The organism is Paenibacillus sp. FSL R7-0048 (genome assembly GCF_038004505.1).
In the GTDB taxonomy this organism is placed as follows: Bacteria; Bacillota; Bacilli; order Paenibacillales; family Paenibacillaceae; genus Paenibacillus_AQ; species Paenibacillus_AQ odorifer.
In genome coordinates, this window is sequence record NZ_JBBORF010000001.1 from 4,771,954 (window position 1) to 4,787,224 (window position 15,271).

General features: G+C 45.3%; 15 protein-coding genes. 4 read left to right on the top strand and 11 right to left on the bottom strand.

Annotated features, from left to right (window positions below):
* Positions 1-172: 172 nt before the first annotated feature.
* The gene (gene leuD / locus NSQ91_RS21280) at positions 173-775 is read right to left on the bottom strand and encodes a 3-isopropylmalate dehydratase small subunit (RefSeq protein WP_076127570.1); all 603 of its coding nucleotides are present in this window, start codon (positions 773-775) and stop codon (positions 173-175) included.
* A 29-nt stretch (positions 776-804) separates the two neighbouring features.
* Positions 805-2,229, bottom strand: coding sequence for a 3-isopropylmalate dehydratase large subunit (leuC, locus tag NSQ91_RS21285; protein ID WP_076127568.1), 1,425 nt, complete (start codon positions 2,227-2,229; stop codon positions 805-807).
* Between the two features lie 825 nt (positions 2,230-3,054).
* Here leuC and NSQ91_RS21290 point away from each other — a divergent pair.
* On the top strand, positions 3,055-3,966 hold the full coding sequence (locus tag NSQ91_RS21290) for a LysR family transcriptional regulator (RefSeq protein ID WP_076101451.1): 912 nt from the start codon (positions 3,055-3,057) through the stop codon (positions 3,964-3,966).
* A gap of 85 nt (positions 3,967-4,051) precedes the next feature.
* Here the strand turns inward: NSQ91_RS21290 and NSQ91_RS21295 are convergent, their stop codons facing one another.
* Positions 4,052-4,249 carry a hypothetical protein gene (locus NSQ91_RS21295; protein WP_076183972.1) on the bottom strand — a complete coding sequence of 66 codons (198 nt, stop codon included), beginning with the start codon at positions 4,247-4,249 and terminating at the stop codon, positions 4,052-4,054.
* A gap of 432 nt (positions 4,250-4,681) precedes the next feature.
* Between NSQ91_RS21295 and proB the strand changes: the two genes are divergently transcribed.
* From proB to proC, 3 genes are read left to right on the top strand one after another with little or no spacing between them, the layout of a single operon-like run.
* Positions 4,682-5,785, top strand: a complete 1,104-nt coding sequence (gene proB / locus NSQ91_RS21300; protein ID WP_076101454.1) for a glutamate 5-kinase — start codon at positions 4,682-4,684, stop codon at positions 5,783-5,785.
* 36 nt (positions 5,786-5,821) lie between these two features.
* Entirely contained in the window at positions 5,822-7,069 is a 1,248-nt protein-coding gene (locus NSQ91_RS21305; RefSeq protein WP_076183974.1) for a glutamate-5-semialdehyde dehydrogenase, read from the top strand.
* Positions 7,070-7,118: 49 nt separating this feature from the next.
* Entirely contained in the window at positions 7,119-7,988 is an 870-nt protein-coding gene (proC, locus tag NSQ91_RS21310; protein WP_076134661.1) for a pyrroline-5-carboxylate reductase, read from the top strand.
* Between the two features lie 51 nt (positions 7,989-8,039).
* Here proC and NSQ91_RS21315 read toward each other — a convergent pair whose 3' ends face one another.
* The 8 genes from NSQ91_RS21315 to NSQ91_RS21350 form a co-directional block, all read right to left on the bottom strand.
* Positions 8,040-8,765 carry a hypothetical protein gene (locus NSQ91_RS21315; protein ID WP_081391819.1) on the bottom strand — a complete coding sequence of 242 codons (726 nt, stop codon included), beginning with the start codon at positions 8,763-8,765 and terminating at the stop codon, positions 8,040-8,042.
* The gene (locus NSQ91_RS21320; protein WP_076304042.1) at positions 8,762-9,868 is read right to left on the bottom strand and encodes a hypothetical protein; all 1,107 of its coding nucleotides are present in this window, start codon (positions 9,866-9,868) and stop codon (positions 8,762-8,764) included. The genes NSQ91_RS21315 and NSQ91_RS21320 overlap by 4 nt, the downstream gene beginning before the upstream one ends.
* Positions 9,869-9,883: 15 nt before the next feature.
* Entirely contained in the window at positions 9,884-10,381 is a 498-nt protein-coding gene (locus NSQ91_RS21325; RefSeq protein ID WP_143763862.1) for a hypothetical protein, read from the bottom strand.
* Positions 10,372-10,980 (bottom strand): RNA polymerase sigma factor, encoded by a 609-nt coding sequence (locus NSQ91_RS21330; RefSeq protein ID WP_176462568.1) that lies wholly within the window; start codon positions 10,978-10,980, stop codon positions 10,372-10,374. Before NSQ91_RS21330 ends, NSQ91_RS21325 begins: the two co-directional genes overlap by 10 nt.
* Before the next feature lie 71 nt (positions 10,981-11,051).
* Complete coding sequence (locus tag NSQ91_RS21335; RefSeq protein WP_076127552.1) at positions 11,052-11,804, bottom strand: DnaD domain-containing protein; 753 nt, start codon at positions 11,802-11,804, stop codon at positions 11,052-11,054.
* Between the two features lie 31 nt (positions 11,805-11,835).
* Positions 11,836-13,134, bottom strand: coding sequence for an asparagine--tRNA ligase (gene asnS / locus NSQ91_RS21340; RefSeq protein WP_340919743.1), 1,299 nt, complete (start codon positions 13,132-13,134; stop codon positions 11,836-11,838).
* A 21-nt stretch (positions 13,135-13,155) separates the two neighbouring features.
* Positions 13,156-14,364, bottom strand: coding sequence for an acetate/propionate family kinase (locus NSQ91_RS21345; protein WP_036676305.1), 1,209 nt, complete (start codon positions 14,362-14,364; stop codon positions 13,156-13,158).
* Positions 14,361-15,233, bottom strand: a complete 873-nt coding sequence (locus NSQ91_RS21350) for a 3-hydroxyacyl-CoA dehydrogenase family protein (RefSeq protein ID WP_036676304.1) — start codon at positions 15,231-15,233, stop codon at positions 14,361-14,363. Before NSQ91_RS21350 ends, NSQ91_RS21345 begins: the two co-directional genes overlap by 4 nt.
* Between the last annotated feature and the right edge of the window lie 38 nt (positions 15,234-15,271).

Here is a 15,271-nt window from a genome sequence, read left to right on the forward strand (position 1 = left end):
GCAAGTAATAGATCCTAGATAAGTATTTAGACGACAGAAATCACCAAATGTTTCCTTAATGACCAATGAATATATCGATTATAGCAAAAAAACTTCTATTTCCGACACCTGGAAATAGAAGTTTTGCGTATTTTTTGTAAAGTTTAAGAATCAGACCAGTTATATCCTCTTTTTAAGAGAATAGCTTTGCAGCATGACGCTCTTCATAAGCAGCAATTTCATCTGCATGTTGAAGGGTCAAACCGATATCATCCAAGCCTTGCAGCAGGAATTGACGACGGTGCTCATCCAGATCAAAGCTGATGCTCAGTCCGAATTCATCTTGTAAAGCATTATTCTCAAGATCAACTGTCAGCTTGTAGTCCTCATGCTCAGCTGTCCGTTTGAACAATTCATCCACTTGCTCTTCCGAAAGCTTAATCGGCAGAATGCCGTTCTTAAAGCAGTTATTGTAGAAGATATCCGCATAAGAAGGTGCAATTACAACTCTGAACCCGTAATCCATAATCGCCCATGGTGCATGCTCCCGAGAGGATCCACAGCCAAAGTTAGCGCGTGAGATCAGAACAGAAGCCCCTTGATAACGTGGTTTATTCATTTCGAAGGCTGGATTATCATTACCTTCTTCATCAAAACGCCATTCATAGAACAAAAACTGTCCAAATCCCGTCCGTTCAATCCGTTTCAAAAACTGTTTTGGAATAATCGCATCCGTATCTACATTTACCCGGTCAACCGGTGCAACAATTCCTGTTAATTTTTTAAAAGCATCCATAGTTTTATCCTCCCGTGTTCTCTCTAGTTCTATGAGCTGACGGCTTCCGTCTTATAATTCCAATCACGTACATCAGTGAAACGACCTTTGATCGCAGCTGCGGCTGCCATAGCTGGAGATACAAGATGTGTACGTCCTCCGCGTCCTTGGCGTCCTTCAAAGTTACGGTTCGAGGTAGATGCACAGCGTTGTCCAGGCTGCAGAACATCCGGGTTCATGGCCAAGCACATGCTGCATCCCGCTTCACGCCATTCAAAGCCAGCGTCAGTAAAGACTTTATCAAGTCCTTCTTTCTCAGCCTGCATCTTAACACGGCCCGAGCCTGGAACAACAATGGCAGTAACCTTTTCAGACACCTTATGACCTTTAGCTACCACTGCTGCAGCTCTCAAATCTTCGATCCGTCCGTTAGTGCAGGAACCGATAAATACATAATCGATCGGAATTTCAGAAATAGGTGTTCCAGGAGTCAAATCCATATATTCAAGCGCTTTTTCAGCAGCTTTACGTTCATTTTCAGTGGTGAAGTCCGCCGGATTCGGAACGCTGGAGTTGATGTCAGTTCCCATGCCCGGGCTAGTCCCCCAGGTCACTTGTGGAATCAATGTTTCCACATCAAATTCAACAACCGTATCGTACTGGGCGCCCTCGTCGCTTACAAGACTCTTCCATGCTTCTACAGCAGCATCATAAGCTTCGCCTTGCGGTACGTATTGACGTCCACGCAGATAATTAAAAGTAGTTTCATCAGGGGCAATCAAGCCAGCTCTTGCTCCGCCTTCGATCGACATATTGCAGACAGTCATACGTTCTTCCATCGACAATTCACGAATAGCTTCGCCTGTATACTCAATTACATAACCTGTGGCAAAATCAGTACCGTATTTAGCAATAACACCCAGGATCATATCTTTTGCTGTTACGCCAGGGTTGCGTTTGCCTGTAAAGCGTACTTCCATAGTCTTAGCTTTGGATTGCTGCAAACATTGGGTAGCCATTACATGTTCAACTTCACTAGTTCCGATACCGAATGCCAGCGCGCCGAATGCACCATGCGTGGAGGTATGGCTGTCGCCGCAAACGATAGTTTTACCAGGATGTGTCAACCCGATTTCAGGACCCATTACGTGTACGACGCCTTGATCAATATCATTCAGATCGAACAGTCTTACACCAAAATCAGCACAGTTTTTAGAAAGGGTATCAATTTGCTGCTTGGAGATTGGATCTTTAATGTTAAAACGATCTTTAGTTGGTACGTTATGATCCATCGTTGCGAAGGTCAGCTCAGGACGGCGAACCTTCCGGTTGCTGAGGCGAAGCCCTTCAAAAGCCTGCGGAGAAGTAACTTCATGAACCAAATGCAGATCAATATAAATAATGCTAGGTTTGCCTTCCTCTTGATGAATAACGTGATTCTCCCAAATCTTCTCAAACATTGTCTTGTTGCTCATAATTTCACCTCATTAATAGAATCGTTCATTGGAAGAGAGCGTGGAGTCTCTCTTGAATGATCTAAATATAACACCCCTGTCTTTATAATTCCAAGATATGATATCTATAAAAGTGATAGTCTGAACCTATAAGCTGAGTTAGAGTATGTTGAGGCACAATATGTAGGAGCGATGCGCAAGCGAGATGTGTAGGAGCAATGCACAAGCGAGATGTGTAGGAGCAATGCGCAACCGGGATGTGTAGGAGCAATGCGCAAGCGGGATGTGTAGGAGCGAGGCGCAAGCGGGATGTGTAGGAGCGAGGCTCAAGCGGGATGTGTAAGTGCAATGCACAAGCGGGATGTGTAGGAGCAATGCGCAACCGGGATGTGTAGGAGCAATGCGCAAGCTTGATGTGTAGGAGCAATGCGCAAGCTTGATGTGTAGGAGCGTTTAGTTGTATTTTGTACAGCTATATTCCTGTGAATCATTCGTTAATGAATATAACTGTATTTTGTGCAGCTATTTTCTTGAATTATCACCCTATAGCTGGGAACTCTGGTTTTTAGTTGTATAGAATACACTTAAAACCAAAAATATCCCTTTTGCATACGAAATAGCTGCACAGAATACAGTTATCTCATAGATACTCTCAAGATCCGGCGCAATAAATATACCGCGAGAGGATATCGGATACTTCGATCAGTGTAGTAGGGATAATTCTTGAAAACAGGCCCGGCAAATTCTGGGGAGTGAAGAAGTGAATGCTCCTTTGGGTTGCCTATACAAAACTATAATCCAATAGGATATACTTATAAGTAAATCATTTCCCTAAGGAGTCCATATATGGAACTGAGACAACTGCAGTATGTGCTGCAAATCGCAGCCGAAAAAAACTTCTCACGTGCAGCGGACAAGCTGCATATTGCCCAGCCCTCGCTCAGCCAGCAGCTTTCCAAACTGGAAAAAGAGCTCGGCGTAATGCTTTTTCAGCGTAATACCAGCTCAGTTGAGCTGACCTACGCAGGTTCTAAATTCGTTGAACAAGCCCAGATTATCATTGACGCAGTGGAGCTGCTGCGACAAGAGATGTCCGACATATCAGAACTGCGCACTGGACGTGTAGTTGTGGGCAGTATGCCGATTACAGGTGCACATCTTCTGCCGCATGTGCTTCCAGTTTTCAAACAAAATTATCCTGAGGTAGAAATTACGCTGCTAGAAGACTCGTCGATGAACCTAGAGAAGCTCACGGCAAGTGGTCAGACCGATTTAAGCCTGCTCTCCTTACCCCTCGAAATTCCTGCTCTAGCTTATGAAGAGCTTGGAGAGGAAAGAATTGATCTTGCCGTCCCTCCTGAACATCCGCTCGCTAAACGAATCTTAGATGGAACACGGACCTCACTTGAAGAGCTTAAGGACGAACCTTTCATCGTACTTAAGGAAGGTCAGGGCTTCCGCAAAATGACTGTGGAGCTGTGCCGGAAAGCCGGATTCGAGCCACGAATCGTTTTCGAGAGCAATAATATGGAAACCGTTCAATCCCTAGTGGCAACAGGTATGGGCGTGACTCTTGTTCCTCGTTTTATCGCTCGTGCACCGCGGAGTGAATTTGTTCCAGTCTACTTACCGCTCGCTGATCCGGTGCCTAGTCGTACGCTAGTTGTAGCATATCGACGCGGACGATATTTATCCAAGGCCGCAAAGGCTTTTGTAGAAACATTCAAATCAACCGTGTCTGAATTAACGGAAGAATAGAATATATACAAATAAAGTGCCCCAGTAACCATTCGCGTGGTTGCCGGGGCACTTTTTCAGGTAAACCTCTTTTAACAGTACTAGATTATTTACGCAAATTACGTTGTGTAATCAGGCGGTTCTGATCATCCGACACACGTGCTTTACTTGAATCAGCCAATCCCTTATCAACTGGAGCCCCGGTGTGCTCTTCCACAAATTCACGAGTCACACTATTCTTAAGCTCTGCTACTTCGTTTGAATCTTGATTCTGTCCCTGCTCGGCATTGTTGTCTTTAGTCAATTTAATCCACCTCCTGGTAACAGATTATAAGTTCTTTACCCCTTCTCTTTGACGTTAAACATAATATATAGAGCTTTCTGCATGAAGAAATATATCCTACGTTTTCCCTTTGCAATGCAACCAGCTCCATGGTATTCTATTGAAAATAAGTGAAACGTGCAGACGGGACCAGTAAGAATGAGTCTAACCGCGCCTAGAGAGTAGATTCCGACAGGCTGAAAGAATTTACCGCGGTTTTCGTTCCGAATCCTACCCCCGAGCGGCCTGTGTCTAACAGGACGGATCCTCCCGTTATGAGAATGAAGTCGGATGATCCCTCATCAATGAAGGTGGTACCGCGGAAGTTTATAAGCTTTCGTCCTTTGCTAAGTCTAAGGATGGGGGCTTTTTGTTGTTTTCAGGACTTAATAAACGAAGAGGATGTGGACAGAAATGACGACGCGAATCGTGGTCAAAATAGGCAGCAGCTCGCTGACCGGACCCGAGGGCGGTTTGAATCGTGAAGCAGTCTCCTTTTTTGCCTCAGAGATTGCCGAGTTGAAGAAAAACGGCTGTGAGGTGTTGTTAGTAACCTCTGGTGCGGTAGCCGCCGGCTTCCGCAGTATCGGTTATCCAGCACGTCCGAAGCTGCTGCATGAGAAGCAGGCCGCTGCGGCTGTGGGTCAGGTACTGCTGATGCAGGCTTATCAGGAAGCTTTTGCCCAGCATGGAATTACTACCGCGCAAATATTGCTGACTCGCACCGATTTCTGCAGCCGCAGAGCCATGAATAACGCTATGATGACTGTAGAAGAGCTACTTCGCCAAGGAGCGGTGCCCGTATTTAACGAGAATGACACTGTCTCCGTAGATGAACTGAAATTTGGCGATAATGATACCCTCTCTGCGCTAGTAGCCAACCTGTTAAAAGCCTCTAGACTGCTTGTCTTAACCGACATGGATGGTTTATACAGTGGAGATCCCCGCAAGCATCCGGATGCTGTCCGTTATCAGTTCGTAGATGACATTACACCAGAGATATATGCTATTGCTGGTGGAGCTGGCTCTAGTGTTGGAACAGGCGGTATGCGATCCAAAATCGATGCGGCCAAGATTGCTACTCGGGGTGGTGTTCCTGTCTTTGTCGGGAGAGCCACCGAACCTGGTGATTTACAGCTTGCTGCAACGGGAGAAGGCAGGGGCACTTATTTTGCAACGAAGCTATCCTCTCTTCCCGTCAAAAAACAATGGCTAGGCTTTATGTCTACCCCTCTCGGCTCCCTATACGTGGACGAAGGGGCTGTAGAAGCTTTGCTACATGGCGGACACAGCCTGTTGCCTGTAGGCGTCAAACAGACAGAAGGTAGTTTTCACGCAGGAGATGTTGTAGAAGTCCTTGGACCCGACTCCAAATTGCTTGGACGTGGGATTGTAAATTACGATGATGCTCAGCTGCGCAGCATTCAAGGTCTGCCAAGCCGTGAAATTGTACCGAAGCTGGGAGAAGTACACCGGCTTGAGGTCATTCACCGTGACGAATGGATTACACTGAGATAAGCATTTTTTTCAATTCAAATATAGGGAGGAAACGTCATGAGTGAAGTTATTAATAAGAGTAAATTAGCCAAGGAGACAACAGGAGTTCTAGCAAGCTTAACAACTGGCCAGAAGAATGAAGCACTGCTGGTCATGGCCGATGCACTTCGCCGCGAAGCTCCCGCCATTATCACCGCCAATGCGGAGGATTTGGAACGAGGAAGACTTAATGGAACTCCGGAATCCATGCTCGACCGGCTGGCATTAGATGTTGACCGGATTAACAGCATTGCCGAAGGCTTGCAACAAATCGCTGTATTACCGGACCCTATCGGTGACACGCTAGAAAGCATTGAACGTCCTAACGGCCTCAACATCCAGAAGCTGCGTGTTCCGATTGGTGTGATCGGCATCATCTACGAAGCACGTCCCAATGTTACTGTTGATGCTGCGGGTCTATGTCTCAAAACCGGCAACGCTGTTGTGCTGCGCGGGGGCTCCTCTGCCCTGTCCTCCAACCGTAAAATTGTCGAGGTTCTGCACAATGCTCTTGCTGAAACCTCAATGCCGCCTAACGCGCTTCAGCTGATTGAAGACCCAAATCGTTCTTCAGTAGATGAAATGCTAAAGCTGAACGGACTTTTAGATGTGATTATCCCGCGCGGAGGCAGCTCTCTTATTCAAAATGTAGTCCTTAACGCAACCGTTCCCGTAATTGAAACTGGAGCAGGCATCTGCCATACTTATCTCGACGCAACTGCCTTGCCAGAAATGGCACAGGACATTAGTTTAAATGCCAAAGCTCAGCGCCCTTCGGTATGTAACTCTATGGAAACACTACTCGTTCATCAGGATTACGCGAGCAAATATCTGTTATCCTTAGCCGAAGCATTCCGTGAGGTTCATGTAGAACTTCGTGGCTGTCAACAAACCATCTCTCTTGTCCCATGGGTATTACCTGCAACCGTAGAAGACTACGCTACAGAATACAATGATTATATCCTTAATATTAGAATCGTCAGTGATTTGGAAGAAGCTATGCAGCATATCGCCCAGTATGGCACGAAACATTCGGAATGTATCGTAACAGAAGATCAGGAGAACGCCACACGCTTTTTACAAGAAGTGGATGCTGCCGCTGTTTATCACAATGCCTCAACCCGCTTCACGGATGGCTTTGAATTTGGATTCGGTGCAGAGATTGGTATTAGTACCCAGAAACTCCACGCTCGTGGCCCGATGGGTCTGCCTGCACTAACTTCAACCAAATATAAGATCTACGGAACGGGACAAATTCGGGGTTAGTATACACGTTTAAGTATTCTATCACACAACTTTTAGGAGGATTTTAGCCATGTGTCAGCAACCTTCAGTTCCACTCATGAATCATAATATTGTTTTTTATGGCGCAGGCTCCATGGCAGAAGCCATCGTTCGCGGGATGATTAGCCGCAATATCGTGAAGTCCGATAATGTCATCATGCTCAATCGCAGCAGCAGTGAACGTCTGGCAGAATTAAAAAGCCGTTATGGTGTAATAGGCACAAATGATCCCGAACAAAAAATAGAATACCTACGTAACGCACCAGTAATAGTACTGGCAATGAAACCTAAAGATGCTGCAGAATCCTTACGCGGACTAGGCCCGCTTCTTTCTCCGGATCAGATTGTAGTTTCTGTCATTGCAGGTCTATCTATTCGAACCATGCAAGGTCTACTTGGCAAAGCACAGCCTATTGTTCGCACAATGCCTAACACCTCCAGTTCCATCGGTCTGGGTGCCACTGGTCTAGCCTTCTCCAAAGAAGTAGACGAAAGAGGCCGTCGCCTTGCTCTTAATATCTTTGAGGCTGTCGGGCTTACAACAGTCATTGATGAGGAACGTATGGAAACCTTGACCGGAATTTCAGGCAGCGGGCCTGCGTATATCTATTACATGATGGAAGCCATGATCGCCGCTGGTATCCGTGGTGGGCTGCCACTTGATCAAAGCACCGAATTAACTGTTCAAACTGTGCTGGGAGCTGCCCGAATGGTACAACAGACGGGAGAAGAACCCGCAGCACTTCGTAAGAAGGTTACTTCCCCTAACGGTTCAACACAAGCAGCTATAGAAGTGCTTGAACGAGGGGAATTCTTTGAAACTGTGATTGCTGCCGTTAACCGATGTGCCGAGCGCTCACGTGAAATGGGTGCTGCCCTAGAGAAAGAGCTTCGTTCTTAACCAAAAAAAGATCGCAGCCCATCCCCTCATCGGGTGGGAAGCGATCTTTTTTTACCTTGTTACAACATTTCCATAATTATCTCTTACGATTACCTTTAGATTTACAGGAGCCGCAACGGTCACGTTCAACGCATTCCTGGAGTTATCGAATACTAGATGTCTAGGTATGTCTCCTAAGATAACGTAAAATGTGTCTCCGACTTGCTTAGTTTGCAACAGCCGCTTCTCTTGCTCTTGCTTGAGTTGCCCTTCTGCCGTGGAATAACTCCCAAATACATTCAACTCATTCCCAGCCGTTCGATCAACCATAATTCCATAAGGTTCGGCAGCCTGGATTATAAGTGTACCTACACCCTGTGGAACATTCCCCTTCCATTCCGGCAAGGAATAATTCTCCTCCGTAGATGAGATCACATGTCGAAGTTCTTGTGTTAATCCTAAAGAGCTGACTCCTGCGAACACTAAACAGCACAATGCCAGAAATCCGACGAACAGAACACTTAGCACATCATAGTACATTTTCCCTTTACCACGGAACCATAAGGTGTAAATTACAATTTCTAAACCAAGTAAAATAAAAATGAGCGGCCACCAAGCAAGTGTTGTCTCGAACACATCCGCTCCTTTCCACTGCGAGACCATTATTAATGCCCCGAGAAATAAAAGGCTCAGTCCCATCGACAACGTACCTACACGCCAACTTCTAGATTTCCCTTCGTTCACTGGAAACTCGCTAGTTACCATGACTCCCGGCTCTACTTCTACTGGATTATTCAAGATTGACCCCCCGCCCTTTTTCTACCTTTATTATTCTTACTTCCAGTCATCAGCTTCACCCCTCCACCAATCAATAACACGGATACGACAATGGTCTTAAAATATTCATTTACGCGATATTCCAGCCGCCATTCTGGAAATCTGATATCAATGGCAGGAACTGCGACATTCACAACAATAAAGTATAATCCGAGACACATCAGGACTGCTCCGAGCCAGCCTTGATGATTTAAGAAACCTTCGATAACCGGCTTATCCTGCAAAGGTTCACGTCCATATCGGCTAACTAACTGTAAGCCATCGAATAAGCTATAGAACCAAATGACCGGGATAAGGAAAAAGAGCAATGTTAACCGCAATAGATCCATGACATAAATACTTCCTAAGAAAAGAAGCATGAGCTGGAGCCCTCTTTTTTGCAGTCCCAGATACATCTGTCCAGCACCAGGAAATGCGGATAGTAATGTCGCTAATACTTTGCTGCGTCGTCCTTCCTCACGTCCAGCCTCCATCTCTTCGAATAATGTGCGGTCAACAAGCATTTCTCCTGCTTGTTTACGATGGATCAACTGAACTGCATCAAACATGCAATACAGCCAAATTACTGGCAATACTCCAAACAGCAGCAAAAATGCATCACTCGAAGTAATTCCAGCCAAGAATAACATAACGGTCATGAATCCGAAAAAAGAAATCAGAAAGGATAGTCCACGCTGCATCAGCCCCATATGAAAATGACCCAATCCAGGAATGAAAGACAATAAGATGACATGCACACGTTCATTATCCTCCGTCTTTACGGGCATAGTAGAACTAAAATCCAGCATTGATCCATCAGGCGCTACAATTGGAGTGGGCATTTGCAGTAATTTAATCACCAGATGAATCATCGAAAAGATCCATAGAAGTAAGAATCCGATCACGCCCAATGCCAGAATTCCCTCATCCCCTTCAGCCATAGCGATTAAGAATGACATAAATAACACACCAAAGCTTAGCAAAAAATAAACAATCCCTTGTGGGCGTCTTCCCATATAATAATGACCTGCTCCAGGAATCATATTAAGAAAAAGACCCTTAATTTTATTACGCTGCTGTTGCATTGTTCATTTCTCCTCTCATTTCTGTCTTCCGTCCATAATCCGGCTCAACCATCCGCTGGTGGCTTGCATGAATTGTTCGCTATAAGATGGCGAATTATCTTTCTTAGGGACAATAAGCTCCATTTCACCCGTGAGTAACTTATCAAACATCCCGGAAGACATAATCAACAGCGTTAACGAAGCAGCAACGGCATAATGAAAGATTGTTTTTTCATACCAGCGATAACGCCGTGATCCTTCTTCTTGCCCCGCTACTTCTTCTATGACTACTGAAGATCTCACCGGAGCCACCCAATCACCCATAACTCTCTCTGTAAAAGCAGACGAATTCTCCAATGAAGGCAGGTCCTCCTTTAGCTCATCCAGCATCTCCATGTATGAAAAAAATATGTCTTCATCCTCGAGCAGCATTTGTTCCCATTCTTCTCGTTCTATACTATCTTTTTGCCCTTCAAGATAAGCTTTTGCCTGCTCGCGGCGAATTAAGTTTTCTCCACTCTTCATCATAGCCATTCGTCCTCCTTCCAATGTTTTCGCATCCATTGTCTCGCCCTATATAGTCTGGACTCCACCGTCTTCAGAGTAATTTCATTTTCAGCAGCAATTTGCTCATATTTTTTATTTTCCAGATAATAAGCCACCATAATTTCCCGATGACCCTCCGGTAAATTGTTGATCTCACCCGACAGACGATTCATCCGGTCACGACGGACAACAGTGGCTAGTACATCCTCCTCATTAGAAGGTGTCTGGCTCAGCACAAGCTCATAGTCAACAGGTAACTCTCGTAGCCGATCACGTTTACGTTTGGCATCAATAGCCTTATTTAAGGCGATCCGCGTAATCCATGATTTTAAGCCTTGATAACGGTAGTCAGGGAGAGATTTATACATCTGAAGAAAAGCTTCCTGAGCAGCGTCTTCAGCCCCTTTGACTTCACGTAATACAGAATAGGTGATTTTGTATATGTGCTGACTGTATGTATTTACAAACTGGCGAAACGCATCTTCGTCTCCTTGGCAAATCCGCTTGATTAATAGCTCTTCCTCAATGACTCTCCCCTCCTTCCCACAGCAATAGACGCTGAGTTCTTCGCCTACCCCTGCACTTATCTAAAAAAATAAAAAAAGAACCGTACAGACTCTAGCAATAGCTAAAGCAATACGGTTCTCTCCTAAACGTTCTATCTTCCACCATTGCGGAATTTTTGTGTATACGTCTTAACATCCTGAGCGTTCTTGACCCGGTTACGGGCCCATTCCAGCAATATCCGGTCGATATAACGAAAATGAACCTTCCCCGCAAATACTGATTCCTTGAGTGCTAACAGAATCAGCTCCTCAGGATATCGGTCTTGATCCACCCAGCTGGAAATCGTCTCACATTCCATTGGAGACAGCGGGCGCCCGAATTCCTTCTCGAAAATACTGAATAGATTCCGGCTCTCCTCTTTATCTCCAAGTGAAGAAGGAGATGTGGGGGGAGTTCCGAATCCTCCACCTGACGCAGCAGCCCGGGGAGCTGATGTTGCATATGCCCTTTTGTCCTTATCTTGCTCATTTTCTTGTACAGCTGTCGCAAGATAAGCACCTAGCTTTCCATATAGCCCTGAGAAATTGTAGCGTTCATAATGGATATCTCTTAGCTCATCGTTGTCTCCATCGATGCTAATGAAACCTTCCTTCATGAGCTTCTGCAATTCTCCGGCGAGAACGGAAATGCTACGACCAGTTACGACCTGAAGCTCCTCCAGAGAAGGGAACTCAATCCCTTCCACTTGCCTGAAGGAGAGCAGATGAATCAGCAGCATCGCTTCACTTCCGCTTAAATTCAGCTTCCGGTAATACTTCAGTAAAGCGTAAGGTATGACGGCCATTCCGTTCTCCAGACCGAAGGAGACGCCTTCGCTCCAGGTACTCCATGTCTTGCCGTCCATGTGCTTCCCCCTTTGTTCAAATCCTAAGAACTTATGGGTAGAGGCGGTACAGTGTACGTGGGAATGGAATAGTCTCACGTACATGGTCAAGACCACAGATCCAAGCTACAGTACGCTCAAGCCCAAGTCCAAAACCGGAGTGAGGTACAGATCCGTAAGTACGCAGATCCATGTACCATTTATAAGAATCCATCGAAAGATTGTGCTCTTTATAACGCTCTTCAAGCAGCGCAGGATCATCGATCCGCTGTGAACCCCCAATAATCTCTCCATAACCTTCAGGAGCGATCATATCAGCACACAGTACGACTTCAGGACGATTTGGATCCGGCTTCATGTAGAACGCTTTGAATGAAGCAGGATAATGAGTAATAAATACAGGTTTATCGTATGCTTCAGCGATTGCTGTTTCATGAGGTGCACCAAAATCATCACCCCAAGCAATATCTTCAAAGCCTTTATCATTCAAGAACTTGATCGCATCGTCATAAGTAATGCGTGGGAATGGTGCTTTGATATTCTCCAACTTGGAAATATCGCGGCCTACCGCTTCCAACTCCGCACGGCAATTCTTCAATACGGATTGTACTACGAAGCTAATAAACTCTTCCTGAACCTTCAAGCTTTCTTCATGATCTGTGAAGGCCATTTCAGGCTCGATCATCCAGAACTCGATCAAGTGGCGACGAGTCTTAGATTTCTCCGCACGGAAGGTGGGTCCAAAGGAATATACACGGCCCAGTGCCATAGCTGCAGCTTCCATGTATAACTGTCCGCTTTGGGTCAGGTAAGCATCCTCATCGAAGTATTTCGTGTGGAACAAGTTAGTAGTTCCCTCTGCTGACGTTGGCGTCAGAATCGGAGGATCCACCTTTGTAAATCCGCTCTCGTTGAAGAACTGTTGGATTGCCCGGAAAATCTCCGCACGAATAACCAGAACAGCCCGCTGCTTCGAGGCACGGAGCCAGAGGTGACGGTGATCCATCAAGAAATCAACGCCATGCTCTTTCGGAGTAATTGGATAATTCTCTGTAAGGTGCAGAACTTCAATTCCGGTAACAGTCATTTCAAAACCGGATTGACTGCGAGGCTCCTCACGAATAATACCGGTCACATACAATGAGCTTTCCTGTGTGAGGCTCTTAGCTGCATCCCATACCTCTTCAGGCACTTCTGATTTCACTACAACTCCCTGAATATAACCTGTACCATCGCGAAGCTGCAGGAACTGAATTTTACCACTGGAGCGCTTGTTGTTTACCCAACAACCGATAACAACACTTTCTCCAACATGTTCATTCACGTTCTTGATTACACTCTTGTTAGCCATGCCTTCAATCTCTCCTCTAATTTAGCCGTTAATTCCTTGCACAATACGGTTTGTATCACGTGCGATGACAAGCTCTTCGTTAGTCGGAACTACAAGCACCTGCACTTTGGAATCTACCGTAGAGATACGACGCGGGTCGCCGGAGCGAACTTTATTAGCTTCAACATCCAACTCAATACCCAGGAACGTAAGGTTATTTAGCAGTTTCTCACGTAGCAATGAAGCATTTTCACCAACACCAGCAGTGAATACGATAGCATCTACACCGTTCATAGCAGCCGCATAAGAACCGATATACTTGCGCAAGCGGTACTCATACATTTCAAAAGCTAGCGTGGAATTAGGCTCACCTTTTTCCATACCCTCAATAATATCACGCATATCACTGCTTACGCCCGAAATTGCTAGGAGTCCACTATGTTTGTTTAACATGGAGTTAACTTCGCCTACGGACAATTCTTCCTTGTTCATCACGTAAGGTACAATTGCTGGATCAAGATCACCACTGCGAGTCCCCATCATCAAACCTTCCAGAGGAGTCATACCCATGGAAGTATCCACAGACACTCCATCTTGAACTGCAGTTACACTACCTCCGTTACCGATATGACAAGTAATGATCTTCAGATCTTCCAACGGACGCTCCAAGTACTCCGCAGCAGCTTTGCTTACGAAGTCGTGTGATGTACCGTGTGCGCCATAACGACGAACTTTATATTTATTGTACAGTACTCTAGGAATCGCGTACATATAAGCTTTTTCAGGCATTGTTTGATGGAATGCAGTATCGAATACAACAACCTGCGGTACACCCGGCATATTTACTTCAGAAGCCGTAATCCCCATCATTGCTGCTGGGTTATGCAGGGGTGCAAGGTCAAACAATTGACGAATTTTAGTCTTGGCATCAGCGTCCACAAGTGCGGAAGCTTTGAAGAATTCACCACCATGTACTACACGGTGACCCACAGCATTGATTTCTTTAATGGATTCAATAACGCCATGCTCTTTATCCGTTAGGCAAGCTAGAACTTTACGAATCGCTGTGTTATGCTCCAAAATTTCACTTACTTCTGTTACTTCAGCTTTACCAGTAGGTTTATGGTTCAGAATGGAGGAATCCATCCCGATACGTTCCACCAAACCTTTAGCCAAAACGGATTCATCAGCCATATTGTACAATTGATATTTTAAAGAAGAACTACCGGAGTTAATTACTAGAATATTCATATACGGTCACCATCCTTGTCGTACTGGAAGAAGCCTTCGCCTGATTTCATACCTAATTGTCCTGCACGCACCATCTTCTTAAGGATCGTGGAAGGACGATATTTCAGCTCACCATATTCACGGAACATATTTTCGAGTGCAGCAAGAACCGAATCCAGACCAAATCTGTCAGCCATTTCAAGCGGTCCATATTGGAATTGATAACCAATACGCATAGCATCGTCAATATCCTGTGCGGAGGCAACGCCCTCTTGCAATACATGCATAGCTTCGTTGATAAACAAGCAAATGAGGCGTGATGTTACAAATCCTGGGGATTCATAGATCATTACACCTTTTTTCTCAACAATTTCATCAACAAAGGATTTTGTATCTTCAAAAGTAGCATCTGAAGTTTTCAGACCGCGTACAATTTCAACAAGATCCACTTTAGCTACAGGGTATATGAAATGCATTCCGATCACGCGTTCCGGATACATTGTAGAACTTGCAAGTTCAGTCAAGCTAAGTGTTGACGTATTGCTGGCAAGAATAATGTGGTTTGGACATACTTGATCCAGTTGATTCAATATTTTTTTCTTTTCTTCTAAATCCTCAACGATTGTTTCGATAACCATGTCACAAGAGCTCAGCTCTGCGAAATGTGTCACTTTTTGAATACGGCTAAGAATCAGCTTCTTCTCAGCTTGAGTGATCGCCCATTTCTCCAGTTGCTTATCTAGACTTGTCTCGATCATTTCGTAGGAGTAGTCCAGTTTCTCAGGGGTTTTCTCCACCAGCAATACATCCAGGCCCTTGGCTGCCAGCATTTCGGCAATCCCTTGTCCCATTGTGCCACCGCCGATGACACCAATTTTCTTGAAATTCATAAAAAAGTCTCCATCCTTTCAGGTATCTATACTTTTGT